The sequence below is a fragment of the Oerskovia douganii genome (assembly GCF_015142735.1).
Lineage (GTDB): Bacteria > Actinomycetota > Actinomycetes > Actinomycetales > Cellulomonadaceae > Oerskovia > Oerskovia douganii.
In genome coordinates this window covers 22,032-38,407 of the sequence record NZ_JACSPN010000018.1, presented here as the reverse complement: position 1 = coordinate 38,407, position 16,376 = coordinate 22,032, and the positions used below count along the sequence as shown (strand labels likewise).

Below are 16,376 nucleotides of genomic sequence, written 5' to 3'. Positions count from 1 at the left end.
AAACCATAAGGCCACGAGCGTGGTTCGCCGTGCCCGAACCGCAGGGTGGTCGCCGGTCGTCCCACGGCCGGACCGGTCGGGTCCCCCGACGGGGCGCACCGGTCCGCGCGGACCCCGACGCGCCCGGTCGGGCGGGGCGGTGCGCACGAGCCGCGCGGTCCGCGCTAGCGTGTGCCGCGTGAGAGTCGACCTGCTGACCCGTGAGTACCCGCCCCACGTCTACGGGGGTGCCGGCGTCCACGTCGCCGAGCTGTCCCGCGTGCTGCGCGCGCGCATCGACGTGCGCGTGCGCGCGTTCGACGGACCGCGCAGCGAGGAGGGGGTCACGGGCTACTCCGTCCCGGGCTCGCTCGCGTCGGCGAACCCGGTCCTGGGGACGTTCGGCGTGGACCTGGCGATGGCCGACGACGTCGCGGGCGCCGACCTCGTCCACTCGCACACCTGGTACGCGAACCTCGGCGGGCACCTGGCGTCGCTCCTGCACGGGATCCCGCACGTCCTCAGCGCGCACTCGCTCGAGCCCCTGCGGCCGTGGAAGGCCGAGCAGCTCGGCGGAGGCTACGCGCTGTCGGGCTGGGCCGAGAAGACGGCCTACGAGGCGGCCGCGGGCATCATCGCGGTCTCGGCGGGCATGCGCGCGGACATCCTGCGCTGCTACCCCGACGTCGACCCGGCCAGGGTCCACGTGGTCCACAACGGGATCGACCTCGACGGGTGGCGTCGCCCCGGGTCCGAGGCGCAGGTCGCCGCGGCCGACCGCGTGGTCCGCGACCTGGGGATCGACCCCGAGCGCCCGGCCGTGGTCTTCGTGGGGCGCATCACGCGGCAGAAGGGACTGCCGTACCTGCTGCGCGCGGCCGAGCAGCTCCCGCCCGAGGTCCAGCTGGTCCTGTGCGCCGGTGCCCCCGACACCCCGGAGATCGCGGCCGAGGTGAGCGACGCCGTCGGGCGCCTCGCCGAGCAGCGCACGGGGGTCGTGTGGATCGAGCAGATGCTCCCGCGCGAGGAGCTCGTGGCGGTCCTCGCGGCCTCGACCGTGTTCGTCTGCCCCTCGGTCTACGAGCCCCTGGGCATCGTCAACCTCGAGGCCATGGCCGTGGGCCTCCCCGTCGTCGGTTCTGCGACCGGCGGGATCCCCGAGGTGATCGACGACGGCGTCACGGGGCTCCTCGTCCCGATCGAGCAGGTCGACGACGGGACGGGCACACCCGTGGACCCGGAGAGGTTCGTCGCGGACCTCGCCGCGGCGCTCGTCGCGGTCGTGTCCGACCCCGAGCGTGCCCGGGAGATGGGTCGCGCGGCCCGCACGCGCGTCGAGGAGCACTTCGCGTGGGACGCGATCGCGGACCGCACGCTCGAGGTCTACCGCAGCGTGCTCGGGTCCGGTCCCGTCGCGTAGCGGGCGGTCGCGGCGGACAGGGCGCGCCGCGCGGCCCGGTCGACCTCGCGCAGCGCGGTCGAGCGCTGGTCCGCCTGCCAGAGGTTGACCGCGCCGCCGTCGTCGGCCGTGGCCAGGTCCACGATGGCCCGCAGCCGCGCGGCCTGGGCGAGCACGCGCACCCGACGCGCCTCGGCCTCCCCGCGCACCGCGGGCAGCGGCCAGTCCGGGGGAGTCGTGGAGCGGAGCGACGCGATGGTCTCGGCCGCGTCCTCGCGCCAGCGCGCGACGTCCAGGGACGCCAGGGCCTCGGTCGCGGTCAGCAGGGCCACGCGCAGGTCGCGCTCGGCGTCCGCGAGCGGCCCGACGGCGGCGAGCACCTGGGTGCGCCACGTCGGCACGGGTGTCATGCGCCACGTGACGAGGTGGCCGGTCTCGTACACGCTCCCGAACTCCGTGACCTCGGGCACGAGCGCCCACGCGCCGGTCGCGGACTGCACGAGCAGGCACTCCTGCGCGTCGGTCGCGTCCGCGCTCACCGCGGCGGGCACGCCGAGGACGTCGCCCGGCGCGGGCAGCACGGCGCACACCTCGACGGGCGTGCGCGTCCAGCGCGTGAGCAGCTCGAGGAGGGTCGTGGCCTCGTCCGAGCCCTCGACGGTGTGAGGTTCGTCGTCCTGCCGGACGGCCGCGACGGCCCGCCGGAGGAGCGCGTCGTCCGGTGCACCGGTCTCGCCGGGGGACGGTGCCAGCGCCTGCACCCACAGGGCGAGGACGACGGCGCGGGGGAGCGGGAGGGTCGAGTGGGATTCCACGTCAGCCAACCTATAGGGTCGTGTCCCATGAGCTCGGTTCTGGACCTGCAGGCAGTCACGGTGCGCCGTGGCACGAAGACCATCCTCGACTCCGTGGACTGGCAGGTGAACGAGGGCGAGCGGTGGGTGATCCTGGGCCGCAACGGCGCCGGGAAGACGACCCTGCTGCAGATCGCTGCGGCGCGCATGCACCCCACGGCGGGGACCGCGGAGGTCCTGGGCGAGCGCCTCGGGCGCACCGACGTGTTCGGTCTGCGTCCGCGGATCGGGCTCGCGAGCGCCGCGCTCGCCGAGCACATCCCGGCAGCGGAGACCGTGCGCAACGTCGTGCTGACCGCGGCGTACGGGGTCACGGGCCGCTGGACCGAGGCCTACGAGGACTTCGACACCGAGCGTGCCGACGACCTGCTCGCGGCGTTCGACGTCCTGCCGCTCGCCGAGCGCGTGTTCGGGACGCTGAGCGAGGGCGAGCGCAAGCGGGTGCAGATCGCTCGGGCGCTCATGACCGACCCCGAGCTCCTGCTCCTGGACGAGCCCGCCGCGGGGCTGGACCTGGGTGGGCGCGAGGAGCTCGTGGGGGCGCTCTCGGAGCTCGCGAGCGACCCCGCCTCGCCCGTCCTGGTCCTCGTGACGCACCACGTCGAGGAGATCCCGCCGGGCTTCACGCACGTCCTGCTGCTCAAGGACGGTGCCGTGCACCGTGCCGGCCCGCTGACCGAGGTCCTCACGGCGGAGAACCTCAGCGAGGCGTTCGCCCTGCCGCTGATCGTCGCGCACGGCGGCGGTCGCTGGATGGCCCGCGCGGCGCGCTGACGCCTCGCCGCGCGCGGGGTGCCGCGACACGCCCGATAGGTGCGTGGATCTCGTCCTTCCGGTAAAATCTGGGCAAAGAACGCAGGTGGTGTCGGCACGTCGACGACGTGCAGCGAACGAGCCTCACGACGGAAGGAACCGTCATGGACTGGTTGTGGTGGGTCGGAGCGGGCCTCCTCTTCATCCTGATCGAGATCGTCTCCCTCGACCTCGTGCTCATCATGTTCGCGGGCGGGGCGTTCGCCGCGGCCGGGGTCAACGCGGCCGGTGGGCCGCTCTGGTTGCAGATCGTCACGTTCGCCGTGGTGTCGGCCGCCCTGCTGCTCTCGCTGCGCCCCTGGCTGCTGCGTCACCTGCGCCACCGTGTGCCGCTCGCCGAGACCGGCGCCGCCGCCCAGATCGGCCGGACCGCCGTCGTCGTCGACCGTGTGACCGGGCTCAGCGGCCGGGTCAAGCTCCAGGGGGAGATCTGGAGCGCGCGGACGGTCGACGGGTCGCCCGAGCTCCCCGTCGGCACCGAGGTCCGCGTCGTCCACATCGACGGCGCGACCGCGGTCGTCCAGTCGCTCGCCTCGGACAGCCACAGCGTCTGAGCGCTTGACCCGCGCCCCAGGACCCCTGCGCGCGACGACTCTCCGCACGACCCGTCAGCCCACCGAGAACCATCCTCAGGAGAACATCGATGAGTGACCCAGACACCGGAATGATCGCCGTGTACATCGTCCTCGGACTGATCCTGCTGTTCGTGATCGTCGCGCTCGTGAAGGCGGTCCGGATCGTTCCGCAGGCGACCGCGCTGATCATCGAGCGGCTGGGCCGCTACTCGAGCACGCTCGAGCCCGGCCTGCACCTGCTCATCCCCTTCGTGGACCGGGTGCGGGCGGGGGTGGACCTGCGCGAGCAGGTCGTGTCGTTCCCGCCGCAGCCCGTGATCACCTCGGACAACCTGGTCGTGAGCATCGACACGGTCATCTACTTCCAGGTCACCGAGCCCAAGTCCGCGGTCTACGAGATCGCGAACTACATCCAGGGCATCGAGCAGCTCACGGTCACCACGCTGCGCAACGTCGTGGGTTCCATGGACCTCGAGCAGACCCTGACGAGCCGCGACCAGATCAACGGCCAGCTCCGCGGTGTGCTCGACGAGGCGACGGGGCGCTGGGGCGTGCGCGTCAACCGCGTCGAGCTCAAGTCGATCGACCCGCCCGCGAGCGTGCAGGGCTCCATGGAGCAGCAGATGCGTGCCGAGCGTGACCGCCGCGCCACGATCCTGACGGCCGAGGGCATCAAGCAGTCCCAGGTCCTGACGGCCGAGGGCGAGAAGCAGGCCGCGATCCTCCGTGCAGAGGGCAACGCCCAGGCGGCGATCCTGAACGCTGAGGGCGAGGCGCGCGCCATCCTGCAGGTCTTCGACGCGATCCACGAGGGTGACGCGGACCCCAAGCTGCTCGCCTACCAGTACCTGCAGATGCTGCCCAAGATCGCCGACGGCACCGCGAGCAAGCTGTGGGTCATCCCCACCGAGTTCACGGCAGCGCTGGGGTCGATCGCCCAGGGCTTCGGGGGGCTGCCCACGCCGTCCGGCGACGGGGCGGAGGCTTCCGAGACGGCCCGTCGTGAGCGCGACCGCGACCGGGTCAACTTCGGCACCCCCGCGTTGGTCGACCCGGCCGAGGCTCTCGCAGAGGCTCGTCGTCAGGCGGAGGCCGCGACGGCAGACGCCACGAGCGCGGGCACGCACTCGGGCCTGCCGTTCGACCCGGAGGCCGAGCGCGGGCAGCGCCCGGGCGGTCCGGGGCAGCGCCACGTGCCCACGCCCGAGCCCGGCACGGCTGCGCCGCGGCCTCTCGGCACGCCGCCGGTGCAGGACGACGCGACCGACGGCGGTGCTCCGGAGGACCGTCCGTAGCGCCAGCAGGTCGGTGTCGCTGGCGGCACGGCAGAACAGAGGTCCCGGAGGGGCGTCGCGAGAGCGGCGCCCCTCCGGCGTCCGCCCGGTCGCCACGGTGCCGAACCCCGAGCGGGGTCGGGTGACGGCGCCGGTCGCCTGGCCACCCTCGGGTCGGGCGCCTCCGACGAGGGCGTCGGTTGCGCCGGGCAACCTTGACGAGTGAGTGCTCACTCACTTATGGTCGGCGGGTGACCACCTCCTCGGGCAGAGCCCGACCCATGAGCCGCGACGACCGTCGCGCGGCGATCGCCACCGCGACCGTCCCCCTGCTCGCGCGCTACGGCGCGGCCGTCACCACGCGGCAGATCGCGCAGGCCGCGAACGTCGCCGAGGGCACCCTGTTCCGTGCGTTCGAGGACAAGGACGAGCTGATCCATGCGGCCCTGGTCGCGGCCCTCGACCCCGCGCCGCTCGTCCGGTCGATCCACGAGCTCCCCGCCCACGACTCGCTCGAGGCGACCCTCGTGGCGCTGGCCGAGGTCATCCAGGACAGCCAGCGCGCGACCGCGAGGATCGTGCAGGTCGCCCACCAGGTCATGGGGGACCGGCCCGGCGCCGGGGCCCTGCGGGGCCACCCGGGCGGCCTGGGGCCGACAGGCTCGGGCGGCGACGCCCGTGGGCGCCACGGCGAGCACGGCCCCGGATCCCACCACGACGCCCGGATGTCCGCCGTCCAGGACATCGTCTCCGCGATCGAGGCCCGCATCGACCTGCATGCCGGGGAGCTGCGCACCGAGCCGCGCGTCGCCGCGAGCGTGTTCTTCTTCCTCGTGCACGGGCACGCGAGTCCGCTCATCACGCAGGGGCCGCTCGACCCGACCCAGATCGTCGACGTCTTCCTGCACGGCGTCCTGGACGACCCGTGCCAGGGCACCGGTCCGCCGCCCCGCCCCGTCCCGACGGCGTCGCTCGCCTGACCCCGTCGCCCCGCCCTCGCGGTCGTCGCCCCGGCGACGCATGCTGGACCGGTCGGCGAGGTCCCCGAATCCGCTCGACGTGCGCGCCGCCGTCGGGCACCGTCGAGATCCCCGTCCTCCTCTCGCCCCCACCCCTGACAGGACCCCACATGCTTCTTCGTCTACTGAGGACGTACCTGCGTCCCTACCGGACGCCCATCCTGATCCTGCTCGTGCTCCAGCTCGTGCAGACCATCGCGACCCTCTACCTGCCCAGCCTCAACGCCGACATCATCGACCAGGGCGTCACGCAGGGCGACACCGCCTACATCATGCGCACGGGCGGCGTCATGCTCGTCATCAGCCTCGGGCAGGTGATCTGCGCGATCGTCGCGGTGTACTTCGGCGCCAAGGTCGCCATGTCGTTCGGGCGCGACGTGCGCAACGGGCTCTTCACCCGGGTCCAGTCCTTCTCCGCCCAGGAGATGGGCGTGCTCGGAGCCCCCTCGCTCATCACCCGCACCACGAACGACGTCCAGCAGGTCCAGATGGTCGTCCTCATGGCCTTCACCATCATGGTCATGGCGCCCATCATGCTCGTCGGCGGCGTCATCATGGCGCTCCAGGAGGACGTCGAGCTCTCGGGGCTCCTGCTCGTCGTCGTCCCCGTCCTGGGCGTCGTGGTCGGGCTGATCGTCTCCCGCATGGTCCCCTACTTCCGCAAGATGCAGAAGCGGATCGACGCGATCAACGGCGTGCTGCGCGAGCAGATCTCCGGCATCCGCGTCATCCGCGCGTTCGTGCGCGAGCGTCGCGAGGAGGAGCGGTTCGCGGTCGCCAACGACCGGCTCTACGACACGTCGCTGCGTGTCGGCAAGCTCATGGCGCTCATGTTCCCGACCGTCATGCTCGTCATGAACGCGACCAGCGTCGCGGTCCTGTGGTTCGGCGCCTATCGCGTCGAGAACGGCATGCAGATCGGGGCGCTGACCGCGTTCCTCAGCTACATCATGTACATCCTCATGGCCGTGATGATGTCGACCATGATCTTCATGATGGTCCCGCGTGCCGCGGTCTCGGCCGAGCGCATCGGCGAGGTCCTCGACACCGAGACCACCGTCGTCGAGGCCGCGTCGCCCGTGCACCTCGCACCGCGCGCCGACCGCACCGGGGTCATCACGTTCGAGGACGTCGACTTCCGGTACCCCGGTGCCGAGGACCCCGTGCTCCACGACCTCACGTTCACGGCCCGCCCCGGCGGCACGACCGCGATCATCGGGTCCACGGGATCCGGCAAGACGACCCTGCTCCAGCTCGTGCCGCGGCTGTTCGACGCGACGGCCGGCTCGGTGAGGATCGACGGCACCGACGTCCGTGACGTCGCGCTCCAGGACCTGTGGTCGATGATCGGCTACGTGCCGCAGAAGGCCTACCTGTTCTCCGGCACCGTCGGGGACAACGTCCGCTACGGCAAGGAGGACGCGACCGACGAGGAGGTGTGGGAGGCGCTCGAGGTCGCGCAGGCGCGCGAGTTCGTCGAACAGCTCGACGGGCAGCTCGACGCCCCCGTGTCCCAGGGCGGCACCAACTTCTCGGGCGGTCAGCGCCAACGGCTCGCGATCGCCCGCGCGATCGTCCGCAAGCCCAGCGTCTACCTGTTCGACGACTCGTTCTCGGCCCTCGACTACGCGACCGACGCCGCCCTGCGGCTCGCCCTCGCGCCCCGCACCCGCGAGGCCACGGTCCTCCTGGTCGCCCAGCGCGTCGCGACCATCCGGCACGCCGAGCAGATCGTCGTGCTCGACCACGGCCGCATCGTCGGCACCGGCACCCACGACGAGCTCCTGGAGACGTGCGAGACGTACCAGGAGATCGTGTACTCGCAGCTCTCGGCGCAGGAGGCAGCATGAGCACCCAGACCCCCCGCCCGAGCGACAACCCGGGCGACAAGAACGCCGAGACGCACGTGACGCCGTCGGGCGCCGGGGCGCCCGTGACGGATGCACCCGAGACGCACGGCACGGGCGACAAGCCCGACCTGTCCGCGACGCGGCTCAAGGGCCGCCCCCAGGGCGGCGGCCACGGCCCCATGGGCGGCATGGGCATGCCCACCGAGAAGGCCATGGACTTCACCGGCTCGCTCAAGCGGTTCGCGGGCTACCTGCGCGTCGAGCGCCTGGCCGTCGCCGTCATCACGGTCCTGTCGATCCTGTCCGTGACGCTCGCCGTGCTGGGACCCAAGCTCCTCGGCAACGGCACCAACGTCATCTTCGAGGGCGTGATCGGCTCCCAGATGCCGGCTGGCGTCAGCAAGGAGCAGGCCGTCGCGGCCCTGCGCGCCGACGGTCAGGGCACGCAGGCCGACATGCTCGCAGCCATGGACGTCGTGCCCGGCCAGGGCATCGACTTCACGGCCCTGCGCGTGATCCTGCTGTGGGTCCTCGCGATCTACGTCGGTTCCTTCCTGTTCGGGTGGATCCAGGGACGCGTGACCACGTCCGTGGTCCAGCGCACCGTGCGCCGGCTGCGCGCCGAGGTCGAGGCCAAGCTCGGACGCCTGCCCCTGTCCTACTTCGACCGGCAGAAGAAGGGCGAGGTGCTCAGCCGCGTCACCAACGACATCGACAACGTCGCCCAGACGCTCCAGCAGACGCTTTCGCAGCTCGTGACCTCGGTCCTGACCGTGGTCGGCGTGCTCGCCATGATGTTCTGGATCTCGCCCCTGCTCGCCGTCATCGCGCTCGTGACCGTGCCCCTGTCGGTGCTCGTCACGGCCATGATCGCCAAGCGCTCGCAGCCGCAGTTCATCAAGCAGTGGGCCGCGACCGGGCGCCTCAACGCGCACGTCGAGGAGATGTACACGGGCCACGCGCTCGTCAAGGTCTACGGCCACCAGCAGACGGCCGTCGACACGTTCACGGACGAGAACGCCGAGCTCTACGAGGCGAGCTTCAAGGCGCAGTTCATCTCCGGGATCATCCAGCCCGCGATGGGCTTCGTCGCGAACCTCAACTACGTGATCGTCGCCGTCGTCGGTGGCCTGCGCGTCGCGTCCGGCACGCTCTCGCTCGGTGACGTCCAGGCGTTCATCCAGTACTCGCGCCAGTTCACCCAGCCCATCACGCAGATCGCCTCGATGATGAACCTCCTGCAGTCGGGCGTCGCCTCCGCGGAGCGCGTGTTCGAGCTGCTCGACGCCGAGGAGCAGTCCCCGGACCCGTCGCCCGCGGCCGTGCTCACCAACGTGCAGGGCCGGGTCACGTTCGAGGACGTCTCGTTCCGGTACGTGCCCGACCGCCCCCTCATCGACGACCTGTCGATCGTCGCCGAGCCCGGCCAGACCGTCGCGATCGTCGGCCCCACGGGCGCGGGCAAGACGACCCTCGTCAACCTCATCATGCGGTTCTACGAGGTCGACGGCGGGCGCATCACGCTCGACGGCGTCGACACCCGGACCATGACGCGCGACGGTCTGCGGTCCAACATCGGCATGGTCCTGCAGGACACCTGGCTCTTCAAGGGCACCATCGAGGAGAACCTGCGCTACGGCGTGCCCGACGGCGTCGAGGTCACCGAGGAGCAGTTCCTCGAGGCCACGCGGGCCACGCACGTGGACCCGTTCGTGCGCACGCTGCCCGACGGCTACGCGACCGTGATCGACGACGAGGGCTCGGGCGTGAGCGCGGGGGAGAAGCAGCTCCTGACGATCGCGCGCGCGTTCCTCGCCGACCCGGCGATCCTCATCCTCGACGAGGCGACCAGCTCGGTCGACACCCGCACCGAGGTGCTCGTGCAGCAGGCCATGAACGCCCTGCGCGCCGGGCGGACCTCGTTCGTGATCGCGCACCGCCTGTCGACCATCCGCGACGCCGACGTCATCCTCGTCATGGAGGACGGCGCGATCGTGGAGATGGGCAACCACGAGGTGCTCATCGAGAAGGGCGGCGCGTACGCACGGCTCTACGAGAGCCAGTTCGCCGCGGCCGCGGTCGAGGAGATCGCCGAGGGGGAGATGACGCGCTGAGCACGCGGGCGGGCCGGCCCTGAGCAGGCCCGCCCGACACCCCAGGACGACGAGAGCCGGTCCCGCCTTCTGGGCGGTACCGGCTCTCGGGGCTTCGTCCGGGATGGGGACGAGTTCAGTGCTGGATGATGGAGCTGCTGATCAGGAAGCGGTGTAGCCCGCGGTCTCGCAGATCGCCTCGAGCTCGGCCACGGCCTCGGCAGCGCCGGTCGTGTCGATCGAGGTGCCGGTCCCGGCGACGAGGTCGTCAGCCATCTGGAACGGCGTCTTGATCTTGCTGATGACGAGGTTGGTGTCCTCGGGCCCGGCGAGGCGCAGGATCGCCTCGAGCTGGATGTTCGTGCTGCGCATCGCGTTCGACTGGTCGTCCGTGAGCGCCTCCATGTCGTACTCGAGCTCCTCCGAGACGCGCTCGGCGACCGACGGCAGGTCGCTCGGCTCGAAGTACTTCTCGCACACCTGCATGTTGGTCGCGCCCGCAGGGGTCTCGTCGGTGGAGGAGCCGCTGTCGGTCGTCGTCTCGGTGCCGCACGCGCTCAGGAGCGCGATCGCGCCCACGGCAGCGAGTGCCATCATCTGCTTCTTCATGCATCCATGAAATCACGCAGGAACCGTGCGGAAAGTATGCATTTACCGTCGAGGGGCGCAAGAGTGAGCGACGTCTCACTCGCAGGTCCGCCGGGAGCGTGTCCTCGTGACGGCGATCACGCGCACCTGTCAGGACGCACCTCACAGGACACCCTCAGGCAGCACCTGTGCCGGGCACACGCGCGCTGCGTAGACCTGGGGGCATGACACGAGACGACCAGCAGACAGGAAGCCTGCCCACCCGCTCGGACGACCCGTCGCCCGCCGAGGCGCTCGGTCACGACGACGCGGCCGTCCCTGACGCCGGGACCGTCCCCGACCGCTCGGCGGGAGCGGCTCCACCCGTGGCGGCCCGCCGCAGACGCCCGCACCGTGCGCTCGTCGCGGGCGGTCTCACGCTGACCCTCGCGCTCGGCGGGGTCGCCGCGTGGGCCCTGGACCGCTTCGTGGTCGAGCACGTCGAGATCGCCGACGTCGCCGCCTACGAGGCGAGCCAGGTGTCGGCGAGCGGATCCGGGACGGAGGGGACGTCGTCGGGCACCACGGACGCCGGGACGAGCGCGTCCTCCGACGGGACGAGCGTGAGCGTGCGCCAGGTCGTCGAGGGCACGGGCGACGACACCGTGACGTACTACGTCGCGGACGTCGTCCTGGGGGACGCGACCGACCTGCGCTCGGCGTTCGCCCAGAACGCGTTCGGGGAGAACATCACCGAGAAGACCTCCGACATCGCGGCCGACAACGACGCCCTCTTCGCGATCAACGGCGACTACTACGGGTTCCGGTCCACGGGGATCGTGATCCGCAACGGCGTCGTCTACCGCGACGAGGGCGCCCGGGACGGTCTCGCGTTCTACCGCGACGGGACCGTCGAGGTCTACGACGAGACCGCCACGACCGCCCAGGAGCTCGTCGACGCGGGCGTGTGGAACACGGTGTCGTTCGGTCCCGCCCTGCTCGAGGACGGCGACGTGATCGACGGGATCGACGAGGTCGAGGTCGACACCAACGTCGGCAACCACTCGATCCAGGGCGAGCAGCCCCGCACCGCCGTGGGGGTGATCGGCGAGAACCACCTCGTCTTCGTCGTGGTCGACGGACGCAGCGCCGGGTACAGCCGCGGCGTGACCATGACCGAGCTCGCCGAGATCATGCAGGACCTCGGCGCGACGACCGCGTACAACCTCGACGGCGGCGGGTCGTCGACCATGTACTACGACGGCGAGCTCGTCAACGACCCCCTGGGTCGCGGCAAGGAGCGCGGCACCTCCGACATCCTCTACGTCGGGGAGTGAGCGGGCATGATCGTGCTGATCCCGGCCTACGAGCCGGACCGGGCGCTCGTGCGGCTCGTCTCCGGGCTGCGTGCCACGGGCGAGGTGCGGGGGATCGTCGTCGTCGACGACGGCAGCGGGCCGGCGTTCCGCCCGGTGTTCGACGACGTCGCCCGCCTCGGAGCGGTCGTCGTCGGGTTCCCGGACAACCGCGGCAAGGGCGCGGCGCTGCGGCGGGGGTTCGCCGAGGTCGCGCGGCGCTGGCCCGGGCAGGACGTGGTGTGCGCCGACGCCGACGGGCAGCACGCCGTCGCCGACGTCCTGCGGGTCGGGGAGCGGGTGTCCGAGCGTGACGCGGCCGTGGTCCTCGGAGCGCGGGCGTTCGTCGGGGACGTTCCCGTGCGCAGCCGGCTGGGGAACAGCGTCACCCGGTGGCTGTTCCGGGCCGCGACCGGGCTGCGGGTCCACGACACCCAGACCGGCCTGCGCGGCTACCCCGCCTCGATGATCGGATGGCTGCTCGCCGTGCGCGGCGACCGGTACGAGTACGAGCTCAACGTGCTGCTGACCGCGGCGCGCGAAGGGCGACCCGTGGTCGAGGTCCGGATCGAGACGATCTACCTCGACGGCAACGCCTCCTCGCACTTCCGTCCGCTCGCCGACTCGGCCCGCATCTACGCGCCGCTGCTCGCGTTCTCGCTGTCGTCGCTCCTCGCGTTCGGGATCGACACCGCGGCGCTGCTGGTGCTCGACGCCGTCACGGGGTCGCTGCTCGTGTCCGTGGTCGGTGCGCGCGGGGTCAGCGGGGCCGTGAACTTCCTGGTGAACCGGCGGGTGTTCGGAGCGGGCGCCGGCGCCGGTGCGGCGGCAGACCCGGGGCGCGGGGGTGCGCCCGGCACGGGGCGGCGGGCCGCGCTGCGGTACGCGGCGCTCGCGGTCGGGCTGCTGGTCGCGGGGTACGGGATGCTCTGGGGGCTGACCGGGCTGGGTCTCGCGCTGCTGCCGGCCAAGGTCCTGACCGAGGTGCTGCTGTTCGCGACGAGCTATCAGGTGCAGAGGCGCGTGGTGTTCCGCCCGACGGTACCGACCGGGCAGCGCGAACCGGGCGGGCTCGTCGCTGCTGTGGGGCGCCCGGCCGCCGAGCACGAGGTTCCGCGCGCTCGACCACGAGGTTGAGGTCGCGAATGCCGTCAGAACGACCGCAACCTCGTGCTCGGCACCGGGGCGGGCAGGGGCCCGCTGCGGACCCCCGCCGTGGGTGCGGGAGAATCTGAGCGTGCAGATCATCCACGTGACCGACCCGGCCGACCCGCGCCTCGCCGACTACACCAACCTCACGGACGTCGAGCTCCGCTCGAAGAACGAGCCGGAGAAGGGCATGTACATCGCTGAGAGCACCACGGTGATCCACCGTGCGCTCCGTGCCGGGCACCGGCCGCGGTCGTTCCTCATGGCCGAGAAGTGGCTCCCCGGCCTCGAGGAGGCGATCTCCGCCGTCGGGCTGGACGACGGGCCCGGCGGCACGGGCGAGCCCGTGCCCGTGTACGTCGCCGAACCCGCCGTCCTGGAGTCGATCACCGGGTTCAACCTGCACCGCGGCGCACTGTCCGCGATGCACCGCCCGGTCCTGCCGAGCGTGCACGAGCTGCTCACCACAGCCCGCGACGGGCAGGGGGCGCGGCGTGTGGCCGTGCTCGAGGACATCGTCGACCACACCAACGTGGGCGCGATCTTCCGGGGCGCGGCGGGCCTGGGCGTGGACGCCGTGCTGGTGTCGCCGCGGTGCTCGGACCCGCTGTACCGGCGCAGCGTCCGCGTCTCGATGGGGACGGTGTTCCAGGTGCCGTGGACGCGGCTCGAGTCGTGGCCGGGCGGCGTCGAGGAGCTGCGCGAGCACGGGTTCACGGTCGCGGCGCTCGCGCTGTCGGACGACTCGCTGACGCTCGACGAGTACGTCGCACGGGGGGACGAGAGGTCGGCGTTCGTGTTCGGGACCGAGGGGCACGGGCTCCAACGCTCGACGCTGGCGGCCGTCGACCACGTCGTGAAGATCCCGATGGCCGGGGGAGTGGACTCGCTCAACGTCGCGGCGAGCGCCGCGGTGGTGTTCTGGGCGACACGGGCCTGAGATCCTGGGCCTGGCCTCGCGTGCCGCGGTTAGGCCAGGATGGCACCGTGACGACTCCCCGGGTGGTTTCCCTCGTTGTTCTGTCCCTCCTCGTCCTGGGAGGGTGCGCTTCGACGGAGGCTGGCGACGTGCCTGGACCGGCGTCGTCGTCGGCGGGAGAGTCGCCGGGCGAGGCAGCCGGCCCCATGCCCGACGGGGCTGACCTCCCACCCGCCCCCACCCCCGAGGAAGCGGCTCCAGAAGAGGATCCTGCCCCGGTCGAACCCGAGCCGGAGCCGATGACCTTCGACGAGTCGATGGTGCGTTCCGTGGCGGTCGACAAGGAAGCCAAGGGCGGCCAGGCGAATGTCGCGGTGGTCGCTGAGTCGACGGATGTCCAGGTGCTCCAGGAGGTGGGTCTCGGATGCGTCGACCACTACCTCCAGGAGCAGAAGGCCGCGTTCTGCCACGTCTGGGGCAGCGAGCTGGACTACGCGGCCCGGGATCCGCAGGGGATCGGGGACCTCATGTGCTGGGTCTACTTCATCGGAGTCCCGCTCGCCGGGGGCGAGCCGATCGTGACGGAGGGTGGAGCGGTGGGGTACACCGTGTCGGCATGTCCCGGTGGAGTGCTCCCGTACGTCTAGCTGCGCGCTCACACGACCGGCACGTCGACACCAGACTCCATGACCTGCCGGGGCCTCGGGACCTCGCTCGGCGACGGCGAGCGCACCGCCTGACGTGAGCGGCGCCGTCGGGCAAGCGGTACCCGCGCGGGCGCCGCGCCCGCCTCCTGACCTCGGACGACGTCGATTGTGACGAAAAGCACAAAGTCCGGGGACCGACGTGCCGCGCACCGCCATCGACCCGTTCTTCGGGCGAAACCCGCCGCCCCCGCCGCCGCCCGCACGCCTCGGACGGCCCGCCGTCGGGCGCCACCGGGCCACGGGGGACGAGCACGCCCGAGTTGATCCGAAACAACTCCCCGGGCCCGCAAAGGAGCAGGTCAGAGCCCCTCGAGGGCCGGTGTCCCGGTTCGGGACCAAGGGCGCTCCGGCGGGACCTAGGTCCCGGTACGCACGAGTGATCTCGTCCATATGTTGTGGGTGCCCCAACACCCCCCCACCTCTCGGACGGAGACACCCGGTGGTCACAGCCGACGTAGCCCCCAGACCAGCACACCAGGTGAGCACCGACGCGCGCCGCGACCTGATCGACTGGGACCCCAACGACCCCCAGCGCTGGGACTCGAAGGTCGCCTGGAGCACGCTCTGGGTCACGACGTTCAACCTCATGCTCGCGTTCATCATCTGGTACCTGCCCGGGGCCCTCATCCCCACGCTCGGCACGGTCACCGGATGGGACCTGAGCGAGAGCCAGTCCTACTGGCTGCTCGCCATGCCCGGCCTGACGGGCGGTCTGCTGCGCATCGTCTGGATGATGCTCCCGCCCATGCTCGGCACCCGCAAGATGCTGACGCTGTCCGCGCTCCTCATGATCATCCCGTTCGTCGGGTGGACCTGGGTCGTGATGCTCCCGACGCAGCCCTCCTACGCGCTGCTCGTCGCGCTCGCCCTCGCCGCCGGGCTCGGTGGTGGCGTGTTCTCGGGCTACATGCCCTCGACGTCGTACTTCTTCCCCAAGAGCAAGCAGGGCACGGCGCTGGGCCTGCAGGCCGGGATCGGGAACTTCGGCGTCTCGGTCGTCCAGTTCGTCGTGCCGTGGGCCATCGGGTTCGGGATGTTCGGCCTCGCCGGACAGCTCGCGCACCCGCAGAACGCCGAGCCGCGCCAGGTGTGGCTGCAGAACCCCGGACTCATCTTCATCCCGTTCGCGGTCGTCGGCGTCGTGCTCGCGTGGACCCTGCTCAAGTCGGTGCCCGTCAAGGCCAACCTCAAGCAGCAGTTCGACATCTTCCAGAACAAGCACACCTGGCTCATGACCATGGAGTACGTCCTGACCTTCGGGATCTTCTCCGGGCTCGCCGGCACGTTCGGCATGCTCCTCAAGCAGCAGTTCGGCCCCGAGTACCTGACGTGGGTCTTCCTCGGTGCGCTCGTCGGCTCGCTCGCCCGCATGTGCTGGGGGCCGCTCTGCGACCGCTTCGGCGGCGGCGTGTGGACCGTGGTGTCCGGGATCGGCGTCGCGGCCTCGGCCGGGCTCGTCCTGTTCGGCCAGGTCACGGTCGCGGACGGCCAGATTCCGAGCCTCCCGATCTTCATGACCGGGATGGTCCTGATCTTCTTCTTCTGCGGGGTCGGCAACGCCGCGACGTTCAAGCAGATGCCCATGATCTTCCCGGCCCGCCAGGCAGGCGGCGTGATCGGCTGGACGGCCGCGATCGCGGCGTTCGGACCGTTCCTGTTCTCCATGCTGTTCAACTACCTGCCGAGGACGGCGGTGTTCGGCGGGATCATCGCCTACGCCCTGCTGTGCGCGGGCATCGCCTGGCACTTCTACGCACGCCCCGGCGCCGAGGCCAAGAGCTGATCGTGCGACCCCCCGCAGCACACCCCCGCGGACCCGCAGC

14 protein-coding genes are annotated in these 16,376 nt (G+C 71.5%); 12 read left to right on the top strand and 2 right to left on the bottom strand.

Annotation, left to right across the window (positions count from 1 at the left end):
• Positions 1–178: 178 nt before the first annotated feature.
• The gene (gene glgA, locus H9623_RS13675) at positions 179–1,399 is read left to right on the top strand and encodes a glycogen synthase (RefSeq protein ID WP_193720597.1); all 1,221 of its coding nucleotides are present in this window, start codon (positions 179–181) and stop codon (positions 1,397–1,399) included.
• Here glgA and H9623_RS13670 read toward each other — a convergent pair.
• Entirely contained in the window at positions 1,363–2,193 is an 831-nt protein-coding gene (locus tag H9623_RS13670; RefSeq protein WP_193720596.1) for a hypothetical protein, read from the bottom strand. The two genes, glgA and H9623_RS13670, sit on opposite strands and share 37 nt — an antisense overlap.
• A 27-nt stretch (positions 2,194–2,220) precedes the next feature.
• Here H9623_RS13670 and H9623_RS13665 point away from each other — a divergent pair, with 27 nt between their 5' ends.
• The 6 genes from H9623_RS13665 (at position 2,221) to H9623_RS13640 (ending at position 9,877) form a co-directional block, all read left to right on the top strand.
• Positions 2,221–3,006 carry an ABC transporter ATP-binding protein gene (locus H9623_RS13665; RefSeq protein WP_193720595.1) on the top strand — a complete coding sequence of 262 codons (786 nt, stop codon included), beginning with the start codon at positions 2,221–2,223 and terminating at the stop codon, positions 3,004–3,006.
• Positions 3,007–3,149: 143 nt separating this feature from the next.
• On the top strand, positions 3,150–3,599 hold the full coding sequence (locus H9623_RS13660; protein ID WP_193720594.1) for an NfeD family protein: 450 nt from the start codon (positions 3,150–3,152) through the stop codon (positions 3,597–3,599).
• Positions 3,600–3,688: 89 nt separating this feature from the next.
• Positions 3,689–4,915, top strand: a complete 1,227-nt coding sequence (locus H9623_RS13655; protein ID WP_193720593.1) for an SPFH domain-containing protein — start codon at positions 3,689–3,691, stop codon at positions 4,913–4,915.
• A 260-nt stretch (positions 4,916–5,175) separates the two neighbouring features.
• On the top strand, positions 5,176–5,874 hold the full coding sequence (locus H9623_RS13650) for a TetR/AcrR family transcriptional regulator (RefSeq protein ID WP_193720592.1): 699 nt from the start codon (positions 5,176–5,178) through the stop codon (positions 5,872–5,874).
• Positions 5,875–6,023: 149 nt separating this feature from the next.
• On the top strand, positions 6,024–7,763 hold the full coding sequence (locus tag H9623_RS13645) for an ABC transporter ATP-binding protein (protein ID WP_193720591.1): 1,740 nt from the start codon (positions 6,024–6,026) through the stop codon (positions 7,761–7,763).
• On the top strand, positions 7,760–9,877 hold the full coding sequence (locus tag H9623_RS13640) for an ABC transporter ATP-binding protein (protein WP_407671924.1): 2,118 nt from the start codon (positions 7,760–7,762) through the stop codon (positions 9,875–9,877). The genes H9623_RS13645 and H9623_RS13640 overlap by 4 nt, the downstream gene beginning before the upstream one ends.
• Before the next feature lie 141 nt (positions 9,878–10,018).
• On the opposite strand, the gene H9623_RS13635 is transcribed toward H9623_RS13640, so the two are convergent.
• Positions 10,019–10,465, bottom strand: coding sequence for a hypothetical protein (locus H9623_RS13635; RefSeq protein WP_193720590.1), 447 nt, complete (start codon positions 10,463–10,465; stop codon positions 10,019–10,021).
• Positions 10,466–10,668: 203 nt separating this feature from the next.
• Between H9623_RS13635 and H9623_RS13630 the strand changes: the two genes are divergently transcribed.
• The 5 genes from H9623_RS13630 to H9623_RS13610 all read left to right on the top strand — a co-directional run bounded on the left by H9623_RS13630 (position 10,669) and on the right by H9623_RS13610 (position 16,336).
• Positions 10,669–11,760 carry a phosphodiester glycosidase family protein gene (locus H9623_RS13630; protein WP_193720589.1) on the top strand — a complete coding sequence of 364 codons (1,092 nt, stop codon included), beginning with the start codon at positions 10,669–10,671 and terminating at the stop codon, positions 11,758–11,760.
• A gap of 6 nt (positions 11,761–11,766) precedes the next feature.
• Entirely contained in the window at positions 11,767–12,915 is a 1,149-nt protein-coding gene (locus H9623_RS13625; RefSeq protein ID WP_193720588.1) for a glycosyltransferase family 2 protein, read from the top strand.
• A gap of 94 nt (positions 12,916–13,009) precedes the next feature.
• Positions 13,010–13,867 (top strand): TrmH family RNA methyltransferase, encoded by an 858-nt coding sequence (locus H9623_RS13620; RefSeq protein WP_227748664.1) that lies wholly within the window; start codon positions 13,010–13,012, stop codon positions 13,865–13,867.
• Between the two features lie 47 nt (positions 13,868–13,914).
• Complete coding sequence (locus H9623_RS13615) at positions 13,915–14,493, top strand: hypothetical protein (protein ID WP_193720586.1); 579 nt, start codon at positions 13,915–13,917, stop codon at positions 14,491–14,493.
• 538 nt (positions 14,494–15,031) lie between these two features.
• On the top strand, positions 15,032–16,336 hold the full coding sequence (locus tag H9623_RS13610) for an MFS transporter (protein WP_193720585.1): 1,305 nt from the start codon (positions 15,032–15,034) through the stop codon (positions 16,334–16,336).
• Positions 16,337–16,376 lie beyond the last annotated feature (40 nt).